Source organism: Bradyrhizobium vignae, assembly GCF_004114425.1.
GTDB classification, from domain to species: Bacteria; Pseudomonadota; Alphaproteobacteria; order Rhizobiales; family Xanthobacteraceae; genus Bradyrhizobium; species Bradyrhizobium vignae.
Genome location: NZ_RDQF01000043.1, coordinates 23,986 through 40,515, shown reverse-complemented (window position 1 = coordinate 40,515; position 16,530 = coordinate 23,986). Strand labels below are relative to the sequence as shown.

The window sequence follows — 16,530 nt, the reverse complement described above, 5'->3', positions numbered from 1 at the left end:
GTCTGGCCTCGCGGCGAACCTCGTCCCCGAAGTCTTTTCCCAGACTTCGTGGCGCAGCCCACGCGATGCCTTCGCTGCGGTGGAAGAAGCTGCGGCCCCTGCCCCGACAGCAAGAAATGAAAATGCATCGGCAATCCGTGCAAAGCCACAGCAGCCCAGAACTCGCATGACTAGTGCGGCCAAGATCCATTGATCGAGAACCAACATGAAAGACGCTCTGTGCCTCGCCGTGTTCGCTGGCAAAATCCTGTGCCTCGCGATGTTCGTGACGGTTCTGAAGCCGGACGCCATCGGCGTCATCCAGACGTCGGCGCGTCCTGTCGACTGCAGGATGGAACGTTCAGGGCTGCAGCAATGCGTTTCGAACGTATTTGCGAGAGCTTCGCTAGCCGACGCGACGTCATGCATCGCACATAGAAACCCCGCTCACTGCTGACGCAACGGTCCGCCGACGCCATGACCCAAGCTGCCTCATTCCGGGATCGACATGCCGCCCTCATCTTCGCGCTGCGGACCTTTGCAGCGGCGATGCTGGCGTTCTCGATCGCGCTGTTGCTGGACATGCCGCGTCCCTATTGGGCCATGGCATCGGTCTACATCACTTCGAACCTGTTCACGGGGGCAACCACCTCCAAGGCCGTCTACCGCATCCTGGGCACGCTGATCGGCGCGGCGGGGACCATCGTGCTGGTCCCGAACCTCGTCAATGCGCCGGAGCTGCTCAGTCTCTGCATCGCGCTGTGGGTCGGCATCTTTCTATATCTCTCGCTGATCGACGGCACGCCACGCAGCTACGTCTTCATGCTGGCCGGCTACACCGTGGCGCTGCTCGGCTTTCCCATCGTCTCGACGCCCCAGTCGGCCTTCGACATCGTGGTTTCCCGCGTGCAGGAGATCATGCTCGGAATCGTCTGCGCGAGCGTCGTCGCGATGCTCGTGCTGCCCCGCAGCGTGGCCTCCGGCGTCACCATACAAACCGATGCATGGCTCGCCGGCGCGCGCCGGCTCGCTGCGGACGTCCTGACGGGCCGCGGCAGCGATCGGGAGCATGACGGCGAACGCATACGCCTCGCCGCCGCCGCCGCCGAAATCGACCAACTTGGGCGACATCTCGGCTTTGAGGCGACCACGTCCACAAGTATCGGGCTAGGGCTGCAATTGCTCCGGCAACACATGCTGTCGCTGCTGCCGCTTCTCGGATCGATCGAGGATCGCAAGCTGCCTCTGGGTCCGCACGACGAGGCGGCTGCGCGCATTTCGTCTATGTGCACAAGAATAGCTGCATGGCTCGAAGGGGGCGGCCGCGATGGACAGGAAGCCGATGCGTTGCGCGCAGCGCTTGATAAAGCACGACCGGTGCTGAGCGTGGACGCCGGCTGGATCGAGATCGCGATCTCAGGTCTCATCGTACGGCTGCGCAACCTCGTCGATGTCATGCAGGATTGCCAGCTCCTGCGCGAAGCCCTCGCCGAGGGGCGCAATCCCGAATCGCTTCATCTCGTCGTCTCTCATGGCGCTACGGCTGTTGCCGTCCCGCATCGCGACTACTGGTCTGCGCTCCTGGCGGCCGGGTCTGTAGCCCTTGCGGTGCTGTGCTGCAGTTGCTTCTCCATTGCTACTGGCTGGTCGGACGGGGTTGCCGCACCGCTTTTCGCAGCTGTCGTCGGCAGCTTTCTGGCGGGCGCGGACGATCCGCTGCCGGCGTTCCGCAATTTCTACGGACTATTCCTCGTCGTGATCGCCGTCCATGGCATCTACCTGTTTGGCGTGTTGCCGCGGATTACGGCTCTCGAGGTGCTCATCGTCGCATTGATGCCGCCTTTCGTGCTGTTCGGCTGGATGGCTGCGCGGCCCGCGACCGCGCGTATCGGCGCCATACTTGCCATCTACCTCTCGGTGCAACTAGCGTTGACCGAGACCTATTCGGCCGATTTTATCACCTATGCCAACTCCAGCGTTGCGCTGATGCTGGGTGTGGCGCTGACAGGCGTGACCTGCGGCATCGTTCGCATGGCCGGAGCCGACTGGATCGCAAAGCGATTGCTGCAAAGCAATTGGACCGCGCTTGCATCAGTCGCCGAGCGCACCTCGGATCAGGACCCCTTTGCGCTTGCCAGCCTCATGCAGCATCGCCTCGCCCTGCTTGCTGCGCGTATCGCCGTCGTCCCCGCCGACGCAAGGAACGGCGCCGCCAATCTTCGTCAGCTTCGGACGGCGCTCAACATTCTCGGCGTGAGGCGCTCGAGCTTGGGGCTGTCACGCTGCGCAAGAGCGGCCACCGAAGCGTTCTTTGCTCGTCTTGCCCCGATTTGCCGGACCCACACTGCGGGGGCGCTCCCCGACGACCTGGTGGGACAGCTCGACGGCACCATCGCACTAACGTTGCAGGAATCAAGGAGCGAAGCCCGCGATGACGTGCTGGTCGGTCTCACCGGCGTACGTTCCGGGCTCTTTCCGGAGTCGCCGGCCTATCAACCGCAGCAAATCGAATCTGGGACGATCGCCGCATGAGATACCAACTTGACCTTTTCGGCGTGCTCGTCCCGACGCTCCTGCTCTGGAGCGTGGTTGCCTACGTGCTTGCGCGCCTCGTCAGCAAGCTGATTGCTCGTATCGGCCTCTATCGATGGATCTGGCATCCCGCACTCTTCGATTTCGCGCTTTTTATCTGCCTGGTCACCGGCCTCGTCTTAGGCTCCACGGAGTTATTCTCATGACAGCACCCGTTTCGTTCCAGAAAGCCTTATGGCGCGGGTTCACGATGAAGTGCCCGAACTGCGGTCATGGCCATCTGTTCGGCCGCTTTCTCAAGGTGGTCGGCAACTGCGAGGTCTGCGGCGAAGATTACACGCCGCAACGCGCCGATGACCTTCCGGCCTATCTCGTGATCGCGATCGTCGGCCACCTCGTCGTGCCAGGGCTTCTTGCCGTCGAGATGGCCTATTCACCTCCGGCCTGGCTTCAATTGCTGATCTGGCTCCCTGCCACCGGATTTTCGGCGCTCTTTCTGCTGCAGCCCGTGAAAGGGGCAATTGTTGGGCTGCAATGGCAGACCGGCATGCACGGCTTCGAGGCCGCCAGACGTTGCCGGGATCGAGAAGCCGCAGATGGCGTCCCGCCCGTTCCTCACCTCGCCTCCAAGGAGTTGGTGTCATGAAAGCCGTCGTGAAGTCGCTGCGTCCTTTCGCGCTGACCGGTCTCATCGTGCTGGTCGCGATTTGGGCCGGTTACAAGCTGTGGGATTACTACTTTGATGCGCCCTGGACCCGCGACGGACACGTACGGGCCGACGTGGTGCCCGTGGCTTCCGATGTTTCCGGCTTTGTGAGCGAGGTTCTGGTTCGGGACAATCAGCAAGTCCAAAAGGGCGACGTGCTCTTCCGGATCGATCGGGCGCGCTATGATATCGCGCTCAAGCAGGCAGAGGCGGTACAGGAAGGCAAGCGCGCCACGCTCGACAATGCCAATGCAGATTTGAAGCGCTACAGTGCGCTGACGCCCGGCGTCGTGGTTTCCACGCAGCGGATGGACCAGGTTGTCGCCATCCAGGGCTCGGCCCAGGCGGCGTATGACCAAGCCGTCGCGGACGTTGCCCTTGCGAAGCTCAACATCGAACGCAGCGAGGTGCGGGCCTCGGTCACCGGCATTGTCACCAACAATGAGCTGCGGCCGGGCGCCTATCTCACCCCCGGAAAGGGCGTGATGGCGCTGCTCGACACCGGCACGCTGCATGTCCAGGGCTACTTCGAGGAAACCAAGCTGCAGCGCATCCATATCGGCGATCCCGTCAACGTGCGGCTGATGGGAAGCAGCCGTGCGTTGCCTGGAAAAGTGGAGAGCGTTGCAGCCGGTATCGAAGACCGCGACCGCAGCAACGGTTCGACCCTGCTTGCCAACGTAAATCCGACCTTCAACTGGGTGCGGCTGGCGCAACGTGTCCCGGTCCGGATCGCGCTAGAAGGCACCGAGCGAAACGAACTCGTTGCAGGAGCTACTGCGACCGTCAAAGTCCTCGGCCCCGGATCACGCAATTATGCGACCGCAGTCAAAAATGAACGCAGGACAGCACAGCCCTGCCACATGGTGCAAACTGCGATCGTGGTGGCCCCCTCATGCGGCTGAAAGCTGAACAGATAAAGCCTCTATCAAGATGTTGGTTGCGTTTCTGGCAATGCTGAGTACCAGTATTTTCGCGGCCCATATTTTCGAAGCGCTGCACGCGAGACTCATGTCGGTACGCATTCGCGAACGTAGCATGGCCGATCGTAAGCGATGCCGCTTCCGCTTCGCGAATGCCGCGTCAGTCAGGAGGGCCTTTCACGGAGTCAGTTTAGTGCATTTGGCTACGATCATTGTGCTGGTACCAGCGCCGGAGCGCCCTTGTCCTTGATCAAGAGCACCAGGAATTTCGCGGGCCGGGTGGCACTTGCGTACCGGTCAACGACATGAACGTCGGAAGGGCCTTCATAGAAGACTGTCCCGGCGTTAGCGTCACCTCTTGTCCGCCCTTCAGCTGCATCACGAGCGAGCCCTCGAGCACGTAAACAAACGCATGGGCATTGTGCCGATGCATCGCGCTCGAGCCGCCGGGCGCATGCTCGACCGCGATCATCAGAGCTTCCCTGCCGGGGCTCTCCGCAAGAGAACAGTTGGATTTGAAAGCGATTATCGGTGATCTCAGCGACTCGCTTGACGAAGTGTTCGGCAGCGCCATGAAGAGAGTCGAGCGACTTCGGGAAGCTCGACCCACTGCGTCAGATATGGAGAGCATTGCGCGCCAGTGAGGTCAGCGCTCAACGCGCCGGTGAGCAATAGAACCTTCTGCTTTCAAGCGAGAGCGTGCGCAGGGCGAAGGCCACACTGGAGCTGGGAACGTCGACGATAGTGTCGACACCTTCGCGTTCGAACCATCGCCGCGCCGTGCTGGCACCGACATCGGCTTTCATCTGATGATCGGCGAATATGATTTCCGCGGGCTGTCCCAAAATCGGCCCAGCGTCCTCGACCGCCATCTTGGCAGCTTCGACCGAGCCTTGTCCGCTTGCGTCAGAATAGACGGACGCCATATCGGTTAGCACCCCTATCCTAACCGGCTGTGTCTGGGCGAATGCGCTCGTAGTCGCGAGCGCAATTGAGCCAACGAGCCATAGGTGCGCCAAACTCCCGCGACGCTTGTCCCCCTCCCTTGATCGTGCCCTTGCCTCTTTCATGTGAGGCCCAGGGCGTCATTTTGTTTCTACGGAAACTCTTCCCGCTCGCGATGGAACTGTCTGTCACCTATGAGTGTGACAGGCCGTGGTAAGCTTAGGGGACCAGCAGATCGAACGTCCTTGTAGAGCATCGACCTACGCGAGCGGTCTAGCTCTTCGGCAAGCGCGCCGTCACCGTCAGCAACTGGTAGGATGCTGCCGTCTCTCCCGTGGCTGTCGTCACTTCGACGTCCCACGTAACCTCGCCGAGCTTATCGCTACGAGGGAACTTCTCCTTCACCGTGAGGCGGACCTTGATCGTGTCTCCGGGCTCGACCGGCTTCACGAAACGCAGGGAGTCGAGCCCATAGTTGGCGAGAACCGGACCCGGCGGCGGATCGACAAAGAGGCCGGCGGCATACGACAGCACCAGATACCCGTGCGCGACGCGGCCCTTGAAGAAGGGATGGCCTTTGACCGCCTCCTCATCCATGTGGGCATAGAAGGTATCGCCTGTGAGATGTGCAAATTTCTCGATGTCGTCCAGCGTAATCGTGCGCTCGCCGGTGATGAACGTCTGGCCGAGATCGAGTTCTTCGTAATGGTAGCGGAAGGGATGCTTGTCCTTCACAATCTGCCGGGCACCGCGTACCCAGCTTCCGGCGAGGCTGGTGATCCTTCCCGGCGATCCTTGCAAGGCGGTGCGCTGCATGTAATGGCTCAGGCTGCGAACGCCGCCCAGTTCCTCCCCGCCTCCGGCTCGTCCGGGTCCGCCATGTACAAGATGGGGCATCGGCGAGCCGTGGCCAGTTTGTTCCTTCGCGCAATCGCGATCGATAAAGGCGATCCGACCGTGCTGAGGTGCGATCCCAAAAGCAATGTCTGAAGCCGTTGCCGGATCGTAGGTGTAAACGGACGCGACAAGACTACCTCCTCCACGCCACGTCGAACCGGTCGCAGGCGCTCTCCAGAAGCCGCCGGGCGGCGGCGATTTCGGCGCTGGATTCGGCCACCCGCTGCTGCATGTTGGCGTTCGCGCTCTTGGACGCCCCCGTCACGTCGCGGCGACTCTTCGTGTGCCCGATGAAAGCCTCCAGCCCGGCTTCAGCCATGCCGAGCACCGAACCGGACAGCATGCACGGCAGCCCCGCGAACACCGGAAGGCGGTAGGTCGGAGCGGTGGCATGGGGGCTCTGGCCAATGAAGGTCGGGTAGGTCGGCACGGCGCGATGGTCGGGGACCAGGACGTTACGGGCGACGAGGTCCTTCGATCCGGTGCCGCGCATGCCGAGCGTGCGCCAGGTGTCGTCGATCTCCATATCGGACTGCCGCACGACCACGTGGTAGGTAAGGTAGCCGCCCGCCTCCGGATTGGCGACGCGGGCGCCCATCAGCAACCAAGGCGAGTGATCGCATCCACTGCCGAACTGCCAGCGGCCATTCAGCCGCCATCCCTCCGGGGTCCGTTCGAGCGTTCCTTGCGGAGCGAGGGCTCCGGCGATCAGGTTGTCCGCATCGCCCTCGTAGACCTCCTTCTGGCAGGCCTCGGGGAAGCGCCCGATGACGTAGTCGTGCGCGACGCACACCATCAGCACCCAACTCGCCGCGGCGCACCCATGGGCGACTTCCGCACACGCGCGGATATGGGCGCTGGGCGACATTTCCAGCCCGGCGAACGCCCGCGGCGTGATCACGCGAGCCAGGCCCGATCCACGAAGCAGCGAAGCGGCCTCGTCGTCAAGCCGACGAAGCTGTTCGCTACGTTCCGAGATGGCCGCCAGGCGCGGAACGATCGCCCTGGCCGCGGCGATGGAATCGAAATTCAGGGCGATGGACGGCGCGGCTGAACCGGCGCGGGTCGAGGTAGACATGTCGGTTTCCTCCCGTCGTTAAATCGACGCGATGACGACTTACGGCGCCTTTTCTTGTTGCTCTGATTATCGAACGAGCGGGCCTAGGCCACAACCAATTCACGCAAACTGTTCGCAACGCGAACATGACGGAACGCTCGTTAGTCTAGCGGCGATGGCTGCGGACACGTGCGCCACCCGCAATCTCTCAGCGACTGCGGCCGATCTTCGAAGTCGCCGAGCCGGTCGCAAGCAGAGTAGCCTGTTCGTCGTGGAGTTGGCCTTCCAAGAAGCAGATCGAGCGCCCCCGACTCACGATACGACCGGTGCCGAAGATTCGGCCGACTTTCGCCGGCGAGACGAAGTTGACTTTGATCTCGAGCGTCGGCGCGAATTCACCGGGCCCGAGGGTCGCAGCAAGAGCGGGCGACAGCGTCTCATCCAGCATCGCGGCCAACATGCCGCCATGGATGAGGCCAGCCGGATTCAAGAACTCCGGCCGAGCCTGCATCTCGACCTTGATCACTTGCTGCTCGGCGTCGAAGTCAACGAACTTCCACCCCAGCAGCGTCGCGATCGGCGCCTGAGGAAGCTCTCCTCTCACAATCTTCGCAAAGAACCCACTCCCGTCCATTCAGTCTATCCCAGATTAGCTGATAACAATGGGCGCTAATAAGTTGCTCTCCCCCCGGATAAATCGAACACCGCCCCCGTGCTGAACGAGCACTCCTCGCTCGCCAACCAGCAGACGAGCGACGTCGCCTCCTCGATCGCCCCGAACCGTCCGAGCGGAATCTTCGACAGCATGAATTCGATGTGCTGGGGCGTCATCTGATCAAACAGCGGCGTTTTGATCGCCGCCGGCGTGATGCAGTTGACGCGGATGTCGGTCGCAGCCGTTTCCTTGCCGAGCGATTTGGTGAGCGCAATAAGGGCCGCTTTGGACGCACTGTAGGCGGACGCGTTCGGATTGCCTTCCTTTCCCGCCACCGAGGCGACGTTCACGATGCGGCCGTAGCCACTCTTCTCCATGATGCGGACGGCGGCACGGTTACTGTAAAAAGCTCCGTTGACATTGACATCGAACACCTTGCGCCAATCGCTCGCCGAATAGTCCTTCACGGCTGCGTTCGGCCCCGTGATGCCAGCGCTGGCGACCAGAATGTCGAGCCGTCCGCCCAGTTCGTCGATGCTCCGCCGCATGGCCGCGTCGACGGCATTTTCTACGGCGATGTCGACTGCTTGCGTGTGAGCGGCGCCGACTTCCACCGCTGCGGCGGCAAGGACGGAGGCGTTCAAGTCCCACATGGAAACACGGGCGCCTTCGGCCGCGAGGCGACGCGCCACGTCGCGGCCGATGCCGGAGGCCGCTCCGGTGACTATGGCCGTTCGTCCTTCGAACCGTCCGCTGTACATGGTCACGTCCACGGCCCCGTAGGTGGCGACCACTCGCGGGTTTGCTGGCGCTGCGTTCCGAGTCCCTCGATACCGAGCGTCATGACATCGCCCGGCTTGAGATAGATCGCTGCAGGCTTCTTGCCCATGCCCACGCCGGGCGGCGTGCCGGTCGCGATGACATCGCCGGGCATCAGCGTCATGAAGCGGCTGACGTAGCTGACGATCTCGGCGCAATCGAAGATCATGGTCCGGGTGTTGCCTGCCTGCATGCGTTGCCCGTTGACGTCGAGCCAGACGCCGAGTGCCTGGGGGTCGGTGATCTCGTCCGTCGTCACCAGCCATGGTCCGACAGGACCAAAGGTGTCGCAGCCCTTGCCCTTGTCCCACGTGCCGCCTCGTTCCATCTGGTACTCACGCTCGCTCACGTCGTTCACGATGCAGTAGCCGGCAACGTGGGCGAGCGCGTCGGCGCGGTCGACGTAGGAAGCCTGAGTGCCAATGACGATCCCGAGTTCCACTTCCCAGTCCGACTTCGTCGAACCCTTCGGCAGAACGACATCGTCGTTCGGTCCGCTGAGCGAGGTGATCGCTTTCTGAAAGACGATGGGCTCGGACGGCAGTGGAAGATTCGCCTCTGCGGCATGATCGGCGTAGTTCAGGCCGATCGCTATGAACTTTCCGACGCCTGCAATCGGGACACCCAAACGCGGCTCGCCAGTGACGAGCGGCAGTGCGGATGGCGAGATCGCCGCGAGATTTTTCAGCGCTGAATGCGACAGGGTGCCTGGCGTGACGTCGGCGATAATATTTGACAAGTCGCGCAGGCGCCCCTGATCGTCGATGAGCCCCGGCTTTTCGGCGCCGGGATTTCCAAAGCGAACTAGCTTCATTGGGTGTTCCTTCGAACGTGCCTAGGAGAATCGCGCCGAGACGGATCCAAGGCCAGCGATGTTGGCCTCGAACACATCGCCGGCGCTCACCGGCACCATCGGGCCGAGCGCTCCGGAGAGCACGACGTCGCCGGCGCGCAGCGGCCGTTTGCGGCGGGCCAGCTCGCCGGCGAGCCAGGCCATCGCGTTGAGCGGATTGCCGAGACAGGCCGCGCCGGTCCCTTTCGAGACGACCTCGTCCTTCCTCGTCATCTGCATCTTGAGAGCACGGAGATCCAACCCATCCAGCCGGCGGACGGGCCCTCCGAGCACGAAGAGGCCGGACGACGCGTTGTCGGCGACGGTATCGACGATGCCGATATCCCAATTGGTGATGCGGCTCCCGACGATCTCAAGGGCCGGCATCGCATAGACCACCGCCCTGAGAACGTCGGCCACCGTGGGCACCTCGACCTCGACGTCCCGATCAAGAAGGAAAGCCACCTCCGCCTCGATCTTCGGCTGAAGAACACGCCCCGCAGCGACGGGCTCGTCCTCGCCCACGATCATATCGGCGAAGAGAACTCCGAAATCAGGCCTGTCGACGCCAAGCTGCTTCTGTACGGCGCGCGATGTCAGCCCGATCTTGCTTCCGACCACGCGCCGACCTTCCTTCTCCCAATGCGCGGTGTTCTCCTGCTGGATGGCGTAGGCCCCATCAACGTCGAGGTCCGCCAACTGGGGTCGAATGGGCGCGATCGGGACGCCGGCGTAAGCGCCACGGATCTGTGCGGCGAGTTCGCTGTGCTTGGCTTGCTGGTTCATCTGAACGATCCTTATTTGCCGGTCCGGAGGAATTCGATGTGGAGCCGATTGAACTGCTCGGCGTCCTCGAACTGGGGCCAGTGGCCGCAGCGGTTCATGACCACGAATTTCGAACCCGGAATCATGTCCGCGATCTGCTTTCCCTCCTCGGGCGTCGCGGTCGGATCGTGCGAGGTCCACACGACCATTGTGGGCGCCTTGATCGACCGGTATTGGTCGGCGGTGATCATGTTGGGCTGGCGGATTTCCATCTCCTGCAGGTACATGATGCGCTTCATCGTGTCGGCGAAACCCGGCTGCGCGTAGATCGCGCGGCGGGTCTCGATCAGATCGTCCGAGACCATGCTCTTGTCGCACATCAGGAATTCGAGGCGCGCCTTGATCCGCTCCCAGGAGGGATCGGATGCAGCCTCGTTGGACAGCTTTTTCAGCCGCTCCATCACCTGGGGGTGCGCTGTCCAGCCGCCGGCGGTGTTGAGGACGAGCTTCTCGACCGCAGCGGGACGATGCACGGCCAGATAGGTCGCGACCCAACCGCCCAACGATTCACCGCTGATCATCGCCTTGTCCCTGCCGAGCGTCTTGAGGACGGCGAGCACATGGTCAGCGTAGTCTTTGACCTGGTAGTCGATAGCCGGCTTGTCGGTCCATCCGTGGCCCAGCATGTCGATGGCGACGAACCAGAAATGATCGGCGTGCGGACCGAAGTTTCTCGAATATGCCTCGGCATGGCCGCCGACGCCGTGCAGCGCGAGGACGAGCGGCTTGGACGGATCGCCCGACTCGATGCAGCGGGTGCGGATTCCGCCAGCGTCGACGTAGTGCTGTTTGAAGGAAACGCCCCTCAGATCAGCCCAGACGCTGGAAAAGTTCTCCGGTCTTGTGTCGCTCATAGCTGGATCTCGTTCGTTGATGTCAGGCGAAAAGCGGCGTGCCGCTCGGCTTCGATGGACGGGATGGTTTCTCGCGCGGGATGGCAGACAGGTCCGGGAGATCCAGGACCGTTCGGATGGCTGCAGTGAGCCGGTCAAGGGCCACGCTTGCGTCGGACGTTCCCTCAATGTCGCGCCAGGCGACCACGCCATCCGGGCGAACAAGCAGAACTCCGGCTTCCTCGATCTCGCGGATGCGCTGCCACTCGCAATAGAGGTCCTGCGCATCCGGCGAGCCCGTCACCACGACGCGGAGGAATGGCAGATCGAGGCGCAGCGCCGCTTCCTTCCACGCCCCGCCGGCGAGGCCGGTCACGACGGTGAAGAGGCCCTTTCCGGTCACGTCGAGCGTCGACACGCGCAAGCCGTCACGGTCGACGAGCCATGCATGCGGGATCTTCGCCCCAGGGCGCGACGTTGGCTGATTGTAGAGGCCGCGATCTCGCCGCCACTCTTCCGGCTTGGCGCCGACGTCGGGGATCACGGCCGAAGATTCGTACCGCTGGTTCATCTCGGTGCCTTGGGCATTGAACTCCGTTTGCTTCAGGTCCAGCGCGGCCTGCGCCGCTTTCCGGGCGGCCACACCGTCCGGACCCGGATCGCGGAAGCGCGCGATGCCTGCAGCGACCGGGTTCTCAGCGCCTTGCACCCTGAAGCATGCGCTCAGCGGGGCGTAATCGAGCCGGGATTGGTTTGCCCGCAGCACGATCTGCTTGCCGACCGGCGCCCGCTCTTGCGAGTAGCTTTCCAGCAGCTTCGGACCGGCCCACCCCTTCACCGAGTAGGCGAGCTTCCAACCGAGGTTGTGGGCGTCCTGGACACAGGTGTTGTTGCCCAATCCGCTCGATGGCGGATGCCGATGGACCGCATCGCCGCCGCAGAGCACCCTGCCCTTCGAATACTGGGTCACGTAGGCCTGGTTCACGTACCAGATCGATGTGCGCACGATGTCGATGTCGACGGAGGGGTCTCCTATCAGCACCTTGATCTTCGGAATGATGGCTTCCGGAGATAAGTCCGGCTCGCCCTTGCTGATGTCGAAACCCCAACCGGCGATCCACTGCGTCCACGGATGCACGGCCCGCAGCAAGCCCATGCCGATCTCGCCGAAGCTCGCATCCGGCGTCACGATCCAGTTCAGGATGCTCGGCCGGTGTTTGCTATATTTGGTCAGGTCACAGTTGAAGACGGTGTAGACGGTGCCTGCGCGCGCCATCTGTCCTTCGATCGGCAGGCCCAGATGGTCAACCACCATCGAGCGCGCGCCGTCCGCGCCGACCATGTAACGCGCGCGGACGGTGTACTCTCGCCCGTCGAGACGATCGCGCAGCGTGGCCGTCACGCCGTCCGCATCCTGCTCATGCCGGACGTATTCGGTGTTGAACGCGAAGGTCGCGCTCTTCTCGGCCGCCTTCTGGAACAGAATTGGTTCGAGCAATGGTTGGATGATGTCGACCATGCCGCAGGGGCTTGCGCGCAGATAATCGCCGCGGCGGTCGTCGCCGGTCCCCCACGTCCGCATCCGGATCAGCTCTGAGCCGGCCAGGCTGGTCGTGAAGGTCGTGTCGCCCATGAGCTCCCAGGGGCTCGCGTAGCGGGCCACGTCGTCCGCTATCCCGAGATCGCGGAAGACCTCGTTGGCGCGCTGGTTCGTGATGTGGGCGCGCGGGCTGTCGGCCATCCAGTTGCCGCGCGAAACGATGTGACTGCGAACGCCGCAATTGGCGAGCGCCAGGGCGGTCGTCGAGCCCGTGGGGCCGGCGCCGATGATGAGCACGTCCGTTTCGTATGCCATTTGCCTGCTCCGCGATGCTTCCGCATTCGCCCGGGGTTAATGAGCGCCGTCGACCTGCTTGGCCGCCATCATCGCCATGCCGGCGATCCAGCCCGGAATCGCTTCGTAGAATTCCTGCTCCATCTTGAAGTGGCCGCCCGTGGAAAAGGCTCCGAAGGCGGCGACCCATGCGAGGACCTCGTTGGCGCCGCGGCCCGCGACTTCGCGGACCTTGCCGGTATCGAGCGCGTCTGCGCGCCAGATCTGGCCGCTGCGAAGGATCTCCATGAATTCGGCGTCCCACTTCGGATTGAGCGGCTGGCACGGCCCCTTACCCGCCTCGGCGAGAACACCCGCCTCGAGCACGCGCTTCTCGCGGGCTTCCTTGGCCTCGGCCGTCGGATTCCGGCCGTTGATCAGCCGCTCGCGGATTTCGGGCGGTGCATCCTTGATCGACGGGAGCGGTGGATCGTGCGAGAGGCCGCCGGACGCGGCAAACAGCACCCTCTTGCCGGACCGCATTGCGAAGCGGCCAACGGATTCACCGAGTTGGCGGGCCCGGCGATAGGTCGGCACTGGCGGCGCAGCGGCGTTCACGAAGATCGGCAAGATCGGGATGGACTTGAAGTCCCCGAACATCGCTTCCCACAACTGGACGAAGCCGTGATCGACCGGCATGCGGAAGGACACCGCAACGTCGAAATCCTCGTCCCGCAAATGGTCGATGAGTTCGAGCGCCGTCTTCTCCGGAACATCCAGCGGGCCCGTCCCGCCTCCCCAGTCACCCAGGGACACGGCTCCCGCTCCGACGCAGAACGAGGGCATCAGGTCGTAAAAGAAGCCGTTGAAGTGATCGGGCGCGAACTGGACGATGTAATCAGGCGCAAACTCCTTCACGAAGCTTCCAAGACGTCCGAACGCGGTTCGGACGCGTTGCTCGGTCTCATTGCTGGCAGGCCCCTTGTACATCAGGGGGGTATGGGAAGCGCAGACAACGGCTACTGACATGACCGGATTCCTTCCAACGCCTAGTTGAATTTGTCGAAAAGTGGCTGCGGCAGGCTACTTCTTCACCAGCGGGCACGGGCTTTCGGAAAGCGGGCGGTTGAGGGATTCACCTGGCAGCGTCTGCACGACGTTGTAGAGATCCCAAGCGCCCTTGTTCTCTCCGGGTTTCTTCACCTGGAGCAGGTACATGTCGTGGATCATCTTGCGATCTGCGCGGATGTAGCCGTCGGCCGCGAAGAAGTCGTGTACCCGCTCCTTTTCCATCTGCTTCATCACCGTCGGTGCGTCGTCGGTGCCCGTCGCCTTGACCGCTTTGAGGTAGTGCGCGACGGAGGAGTAGACGCCGGCATGGAAGCTCGTCGGCATCTGCTTCGCCTTCGCGAAGAATTTCTCGGCCCAGGCGCGCGTTTCGGGCGTCCGGTCCCAGTAGAACGGGGAGACTTCGTAGGCGTCATGCGCGATCTTAAGGCCCACCGCGTGCACGTCCGTCAGCACCGATTGCAGGGGCACAATCTTGGCTTTTGCGCTCAGCCCGAATTCATCGGCCTGCTTCAGCGCCGTCACGGTATCGCCGCTGGAAGCCGCGATCGCGATGACGTTGGCGCCGGCGCTGGAGGCGGTCAGCAGAAAGGATGCAAAGTCGGACGTGTTCGGCGGAAACACGGAGTTTCCCACCACCTGGCCGCCGTTGAGCTTGACTTGCTCTGACGTATCGCGCGTCAAGGCATTGCCGTACGCCTGATCGACAGTCAGGAAATACCACTTGGTTCCACCTGCATCGATCACGGACTTGGCTGCGCCCTTTGCGAGATTGTAGGTATCGACCGTCCACTGCACCGTGAGCGGCGAACAGGCCTTGCCGCTGAAATCCGACGAGGTCGATCCCGAGAGCAGCATGATCTTGCTCTTCTGCGCGGCCATGTTCTGCACGGCGAAGCCGATCGGCGAGCCCTGCATGTCCGCGACTGCATCGACGCCTTCCACGTCGAACCAGCGGCCAGCGATCTGGGATCCGATGTCGGGCTTGCCGGAATGGTCGGCCGAGATCACTTCGACATTCAGGCCGGCGCCGAAGTCTTCGGCGGCCATCTGGGCGGCGGCGACCGAGCCCTTGCCGTTCGCCATGGATGTCGGACCGGCGATGTCGGTCAGAACGCCGATCTTGACCTTGCCATCGCTGAGCTTCGGGGTGCTTCCGGCGGTCTGCGCCGCCGCTGGCGCCGTCAAGGCCAGACACACGGCCGCGGACAAATAAAGGCTTGAACGGACCATCGTTTCCTCCCATCGCCACTTGTTTGGGCGTGCGGGTGTTGGATTGCCGCCGATTGAACTATGATTCCAGCTGAGTCTGTGAAATGTTCGCGGTGCGAACACGTCCAGAGGTGATCATGCACCGCAATGTCAGGGCACTTTCCCGAGGGTTGGCGCTGATCAATGAGCTCAATGCGAGCGGGCCATCGAACGTCGTGCAGCTCGCGAAGAGGACCGGTCTCAACCGGACGACCTGCTATCGCTTGCTCGATACGCTGCGCCAAGACGGCTACGTAACGTTGGACGAGACCAACGCCCTATTCGCATTGACGCCGCAGGTGCGCACCCTGAGCGAAGGCGTGTCTTCACGCGACCTATCGAGCCAGGCGGCCCTGCCCGCGATGTTCGGTCTCTTGGATGATGTCTCTTGGCCCAGCGACTTCGGGGTCTTCGAGCTCGGCTCGGTGCTTATCCGCGAGAGCACCCATCCCTTCAGCCCGTTCTCTGTTCACCGCTCGATGGTCGGCCGCAGAAGGTCGTTAGTCCGGAGCGCCCTGGGAAAGGCGATCCTGGCCGCCTCAACGCCCGCGCTGCGCCGCGAGATGCTCGAGCTGACGGCCTCTCTTGTCGAGGAAGACGCAGGGCTGGCGAAGGATCGTCGCTTCATCAACGAAATCCTCTTGAAGACGAAAGAGGACGGATACGCCTCATCGGTGGGCGGATCAGAGGCTGGCATCAGTGCTATCGCGCTGGCCATCCCGGGGGGCGGTCCGGTGCTCGGCAGCCTCAACCTGATCTTCTTCTCGTCGTCAATGACGCCGGAGGTGGCCGCGCGAAAGTATCTGCCAAGCATGAAGATGGCAGTAAAGGACATCGAACGTCGGTGGTCAGCCGCAAACAAAGCTCGTGGAAAGCTCGCTTAATCGACGGCTATCGAACGTATGCGCGAGAGCAGAGGGCCCACACGATGGCTCGCTTTTGGCCTTCGGGCGACCTCAAGCTTTCAGCGGCCCTTGGTTTGCCTACCCTAACTTTTGCAGCCTGCAGCGCGCCGCAATACTCCCGGTGGGAAAGGCACATTGGAATGTCGAACTCGAGCAGGATAGTTCGAGACCTACCGGTCGTCGTCATGGATCGACGACGGATGCCGGCACAGCGGCGTGACCCGGATCTCCATGAACGGAAACAGCGGCAGGCTGGACAGAATGTCGTGCAATTCTTGCGCGCCCGAGACGTCGAATATGCTGACATTGGCGTAGCGCCCGGCCACCCGCCACAAATGGCGCCAGGCCCCTGTGCGCTGCAGCTCCATAGCGCGAACACGCTCCGCCTGCTTCAGAGCGTCGGCTCGCTCAGTCGGCAGATCGTGCGGGATTCGCACCTCCATTTCGACGTGAAAAAGCATGACGATGAACTCTTTCTGCAAGGATAAAG

General features: G+C 62.7%; 17 protein-coding genes and 2 pseudogenes. 5 read left to right on the top strand and 14 right to left on the bottom strand.

What is annotated here, in order from left to right; all coding sequences use genetic code 11:
- Positions 1-456 precede the first annotated feature (456 nt).
- From EAV90_RS28240 to EAV90_RS28225, 4 genes are read left to right on the top strand one after another with little or no spacing between them, the layout of a single operon-like run.
- A complete protein-coding gene (locus EAV90_RS28240; RefSeq protein WP_122401655.1) occupies positions 457-2,511 on the top strand; it encodes an FUSC family protein in 2,055 nt (684 codons plus the stop codon).
- A complete protein-coding gene (locus tag EAV90_RS28235; RefSeq protein ID WP_122401654.1) occupies positions 2,508-2,717 on the top strand; it encodes a DUF1656 domain-containing protein in 210 nt (69 codons plus the stop codon). Before EAV90_RS28240 ends, EAV90_RS28235 begins: the two co-directional genes overlap by 4 nt.
- A complete protein-coding gene (locus EAV90_RS28230) occupies positions 2,714-3,157 on the top strand; it encodes a DUF983 domain-containing protein (RefSeq protein WP_122401653.1) in 444 nt (147 codons plus the stop codon). Before EAV90_RS28235 ends, EAV90_RS28230 begins: the two co-directional genes overlap by 4 nt.
- Positions 3,154-4,122, top strand: a complete 969-nt coding sequence (locus tag EAV90_RS28225; protein WP_122401652.1) for an efflux RND transporter periplasmic adaptor subunit — start codon at positions 3,154-3,156, stop codon at positions 4,120-4,122. The genes EAV90_RS28230 and EAV90_RS28225 overlap by 4 nt, the downstream gene beginning before the upstream one ends.
- 268 nt (positions 4,123-4,390) lie before the next feature.
- On the opposite strand, the gene EAV90_RS40825 is transcribed toward EAV90_RS28225, so the two are convergent.
- The 13 genes and pseudogenes from EAV90_RS40825 to EAV90_RS28165 form a co-directional block, all read right to left on the bottom strand.
- Entirely contained in the window at positions 4,391-4,612 is a 222-nt protein-coding gene (locus EAV90_RS40825; RefSeq protein ID WP_245162802.1) for a cupin domain-containing protein, read from the bottom strand.
- Between the two features lie 19 nt (positions 4,613-4,631).
- A pseudogene (locus EAV90_RS41830) lies at positions 4,632-4,754 on the bottom strand (ABC transporter substrate-binding protein); the annotation flags it as partial.
- A 39-nt stretch (positions 4,755-4,793) separates the two neighbouring features.
- Entirely contained in the window at positions 4,794-5,210 is a 417-nt protein-coding gene (locus tag EAV90_RS28215) for an ABC transporter substrate-binding protein (RefSeq protein ID WP_129145347.1), read from the bottom strand.
- A 148-nt stretch (positions 5,211-5,358) separates the two neighbouring features.
- Positions 5,359-6,135, bottom strand: a pseudogene (locus EAV90_RS28210) (MaoC/PaaZ C-terminal domain-containing protein); the annotation flags it as partial.
- Positions 6,116-6,301: a hypothetical protein gene (locus EAV90_RS40820; protein ID WP_244608007.1), complete on the bottom strand. Its 186-nt coding sequence runs from the start codon at positions 6,299-6,301 to the stop codon at positions 6,116-6,118. The gene EAV90_RS40820 and the pseudogene EAV90_RS28210, both read right to left, overlap by 20 nt.
- Positions 6,302-7,247: 946 nt before the next feature.
- A complete protein-coding gene (locus EAV90_RS28200; protein WP_122401647.1) occupies positions 7,248-7,673 on the bottom strand; it encodes a PaaI family thioesterase in 426 nt (141 codons plus the stop codon).
- Between the two features lie 35 nt (positions 7,674-7,708).
- Entirely contained in the window at positions 7,709-8,455 is a 747-nt protein-coding gene (locus EAV90_RS28195) for an SDR family NAD(P)-dependent oxidoreductase (protein ID WP_122406469.1), read from the bottom strand.
- A 2-nt stretch (positions 8,456-8,457) separates the two neighbouring features.
- A complete protein-coding gene (locus EAV90_RS28190; RefSeq protein WP_129145345.1) occupies positions 8,458-9,327 on the bottom strand; it encodes a fumarylacetoacetate hydrolase family protein in 870 nt (289 codons plus the stop codon).
- A 21-nt stretch (positions 9,328-9,348) separates the two neighbouring features.
- A complete protein-coding gene (locus tag EAV90_RS28185; RefSeq protein ID WP_129145344.1) occupies positions 9,349-10,131 on the bottom strand; it encodes a 2-keto-4-pentenoate hydratase in 783 nt (260 codons plus the stop codon).
- Between the two features lie 11 nt (positions 10,132-10,142).
- On the bottom strand, positions 10,143-11,024 hold the full coding sequence (locus EAV90_RS28180; protein WP_122401645.1) for an alpha/beta fold hydrolase: 882 nt from the start codon (positions 11,022-11,024) through the stop codon (positions 10,143-10,145).
- Positions 11,025-11,046: 22 nt separating this feature from the next.
- Positions 11,047-12,840 carry an FAD-dependent monooxygenase gene (locus EAV90_RS28175; protein ID WP_244607915.1) on the bottom strand — a complete coding sequence of 598 codons (1,794 nt, stop codon included), beginning with the start codon at positions 12,838-12,840 and terminating at the stop codon, positions 11,047-11,049.
- 54 nt (positions 12,841-12,894) lie between these two features.
- Entirely contained in the window at positions 12,895-13,845 is a 951-nt protein-coding gene (locus EAV90_RS28170) for a 3-carboxyethylcatechol 2,3-dioxygenase (RefSeq protein ID WP_129145343.1), read from the bottom strand.
- Positions 13,846-13,899: 54 nt separating this feature from the next.
- Positions 13,900-15,117, bottom strand: a complete 1,218-nt coding sequence (locus EAV90_RS28165; protein WP_129145342.1) for an ABC transporter substrate-binding protein — start codon at positions 15,115-15,117, stop codon at positions 13,900-13,902.
- A 116-nt stretch (positions 15,118-15,233) separates the two neighbouring features.
- Here EAV90_RS28165 and EAV90_RS28160 point away from each other — a divergent pair, with 116 nt between their 5' ends.
- Entirely contained in the window at positions 15,234-16,019 is a 786-nt protein-coding gene (locus EAV90_RS28160; protein WP_160118792.1) for an IclR family transcriptional regulator domain-containing protein, read from the top strand.
- Positions 16,020-16,210: 191 nt separating this feature from the next.
- On the opposite strand, the gene catC is transcribed toward EAV90_RS28160, so the two are convergent.
- Entirely contained in the window at positions 16,211-16,501 is a 291-nt protein-coding gene (catC, locus tag EAV90_RS28155) for a muconolactone Delta-isomerase (RefSeq protein ID WP_122406468.1), read from the bottom strand.
- Positions 16,502-16,530 lie beyond the last annotated feature (29 nt).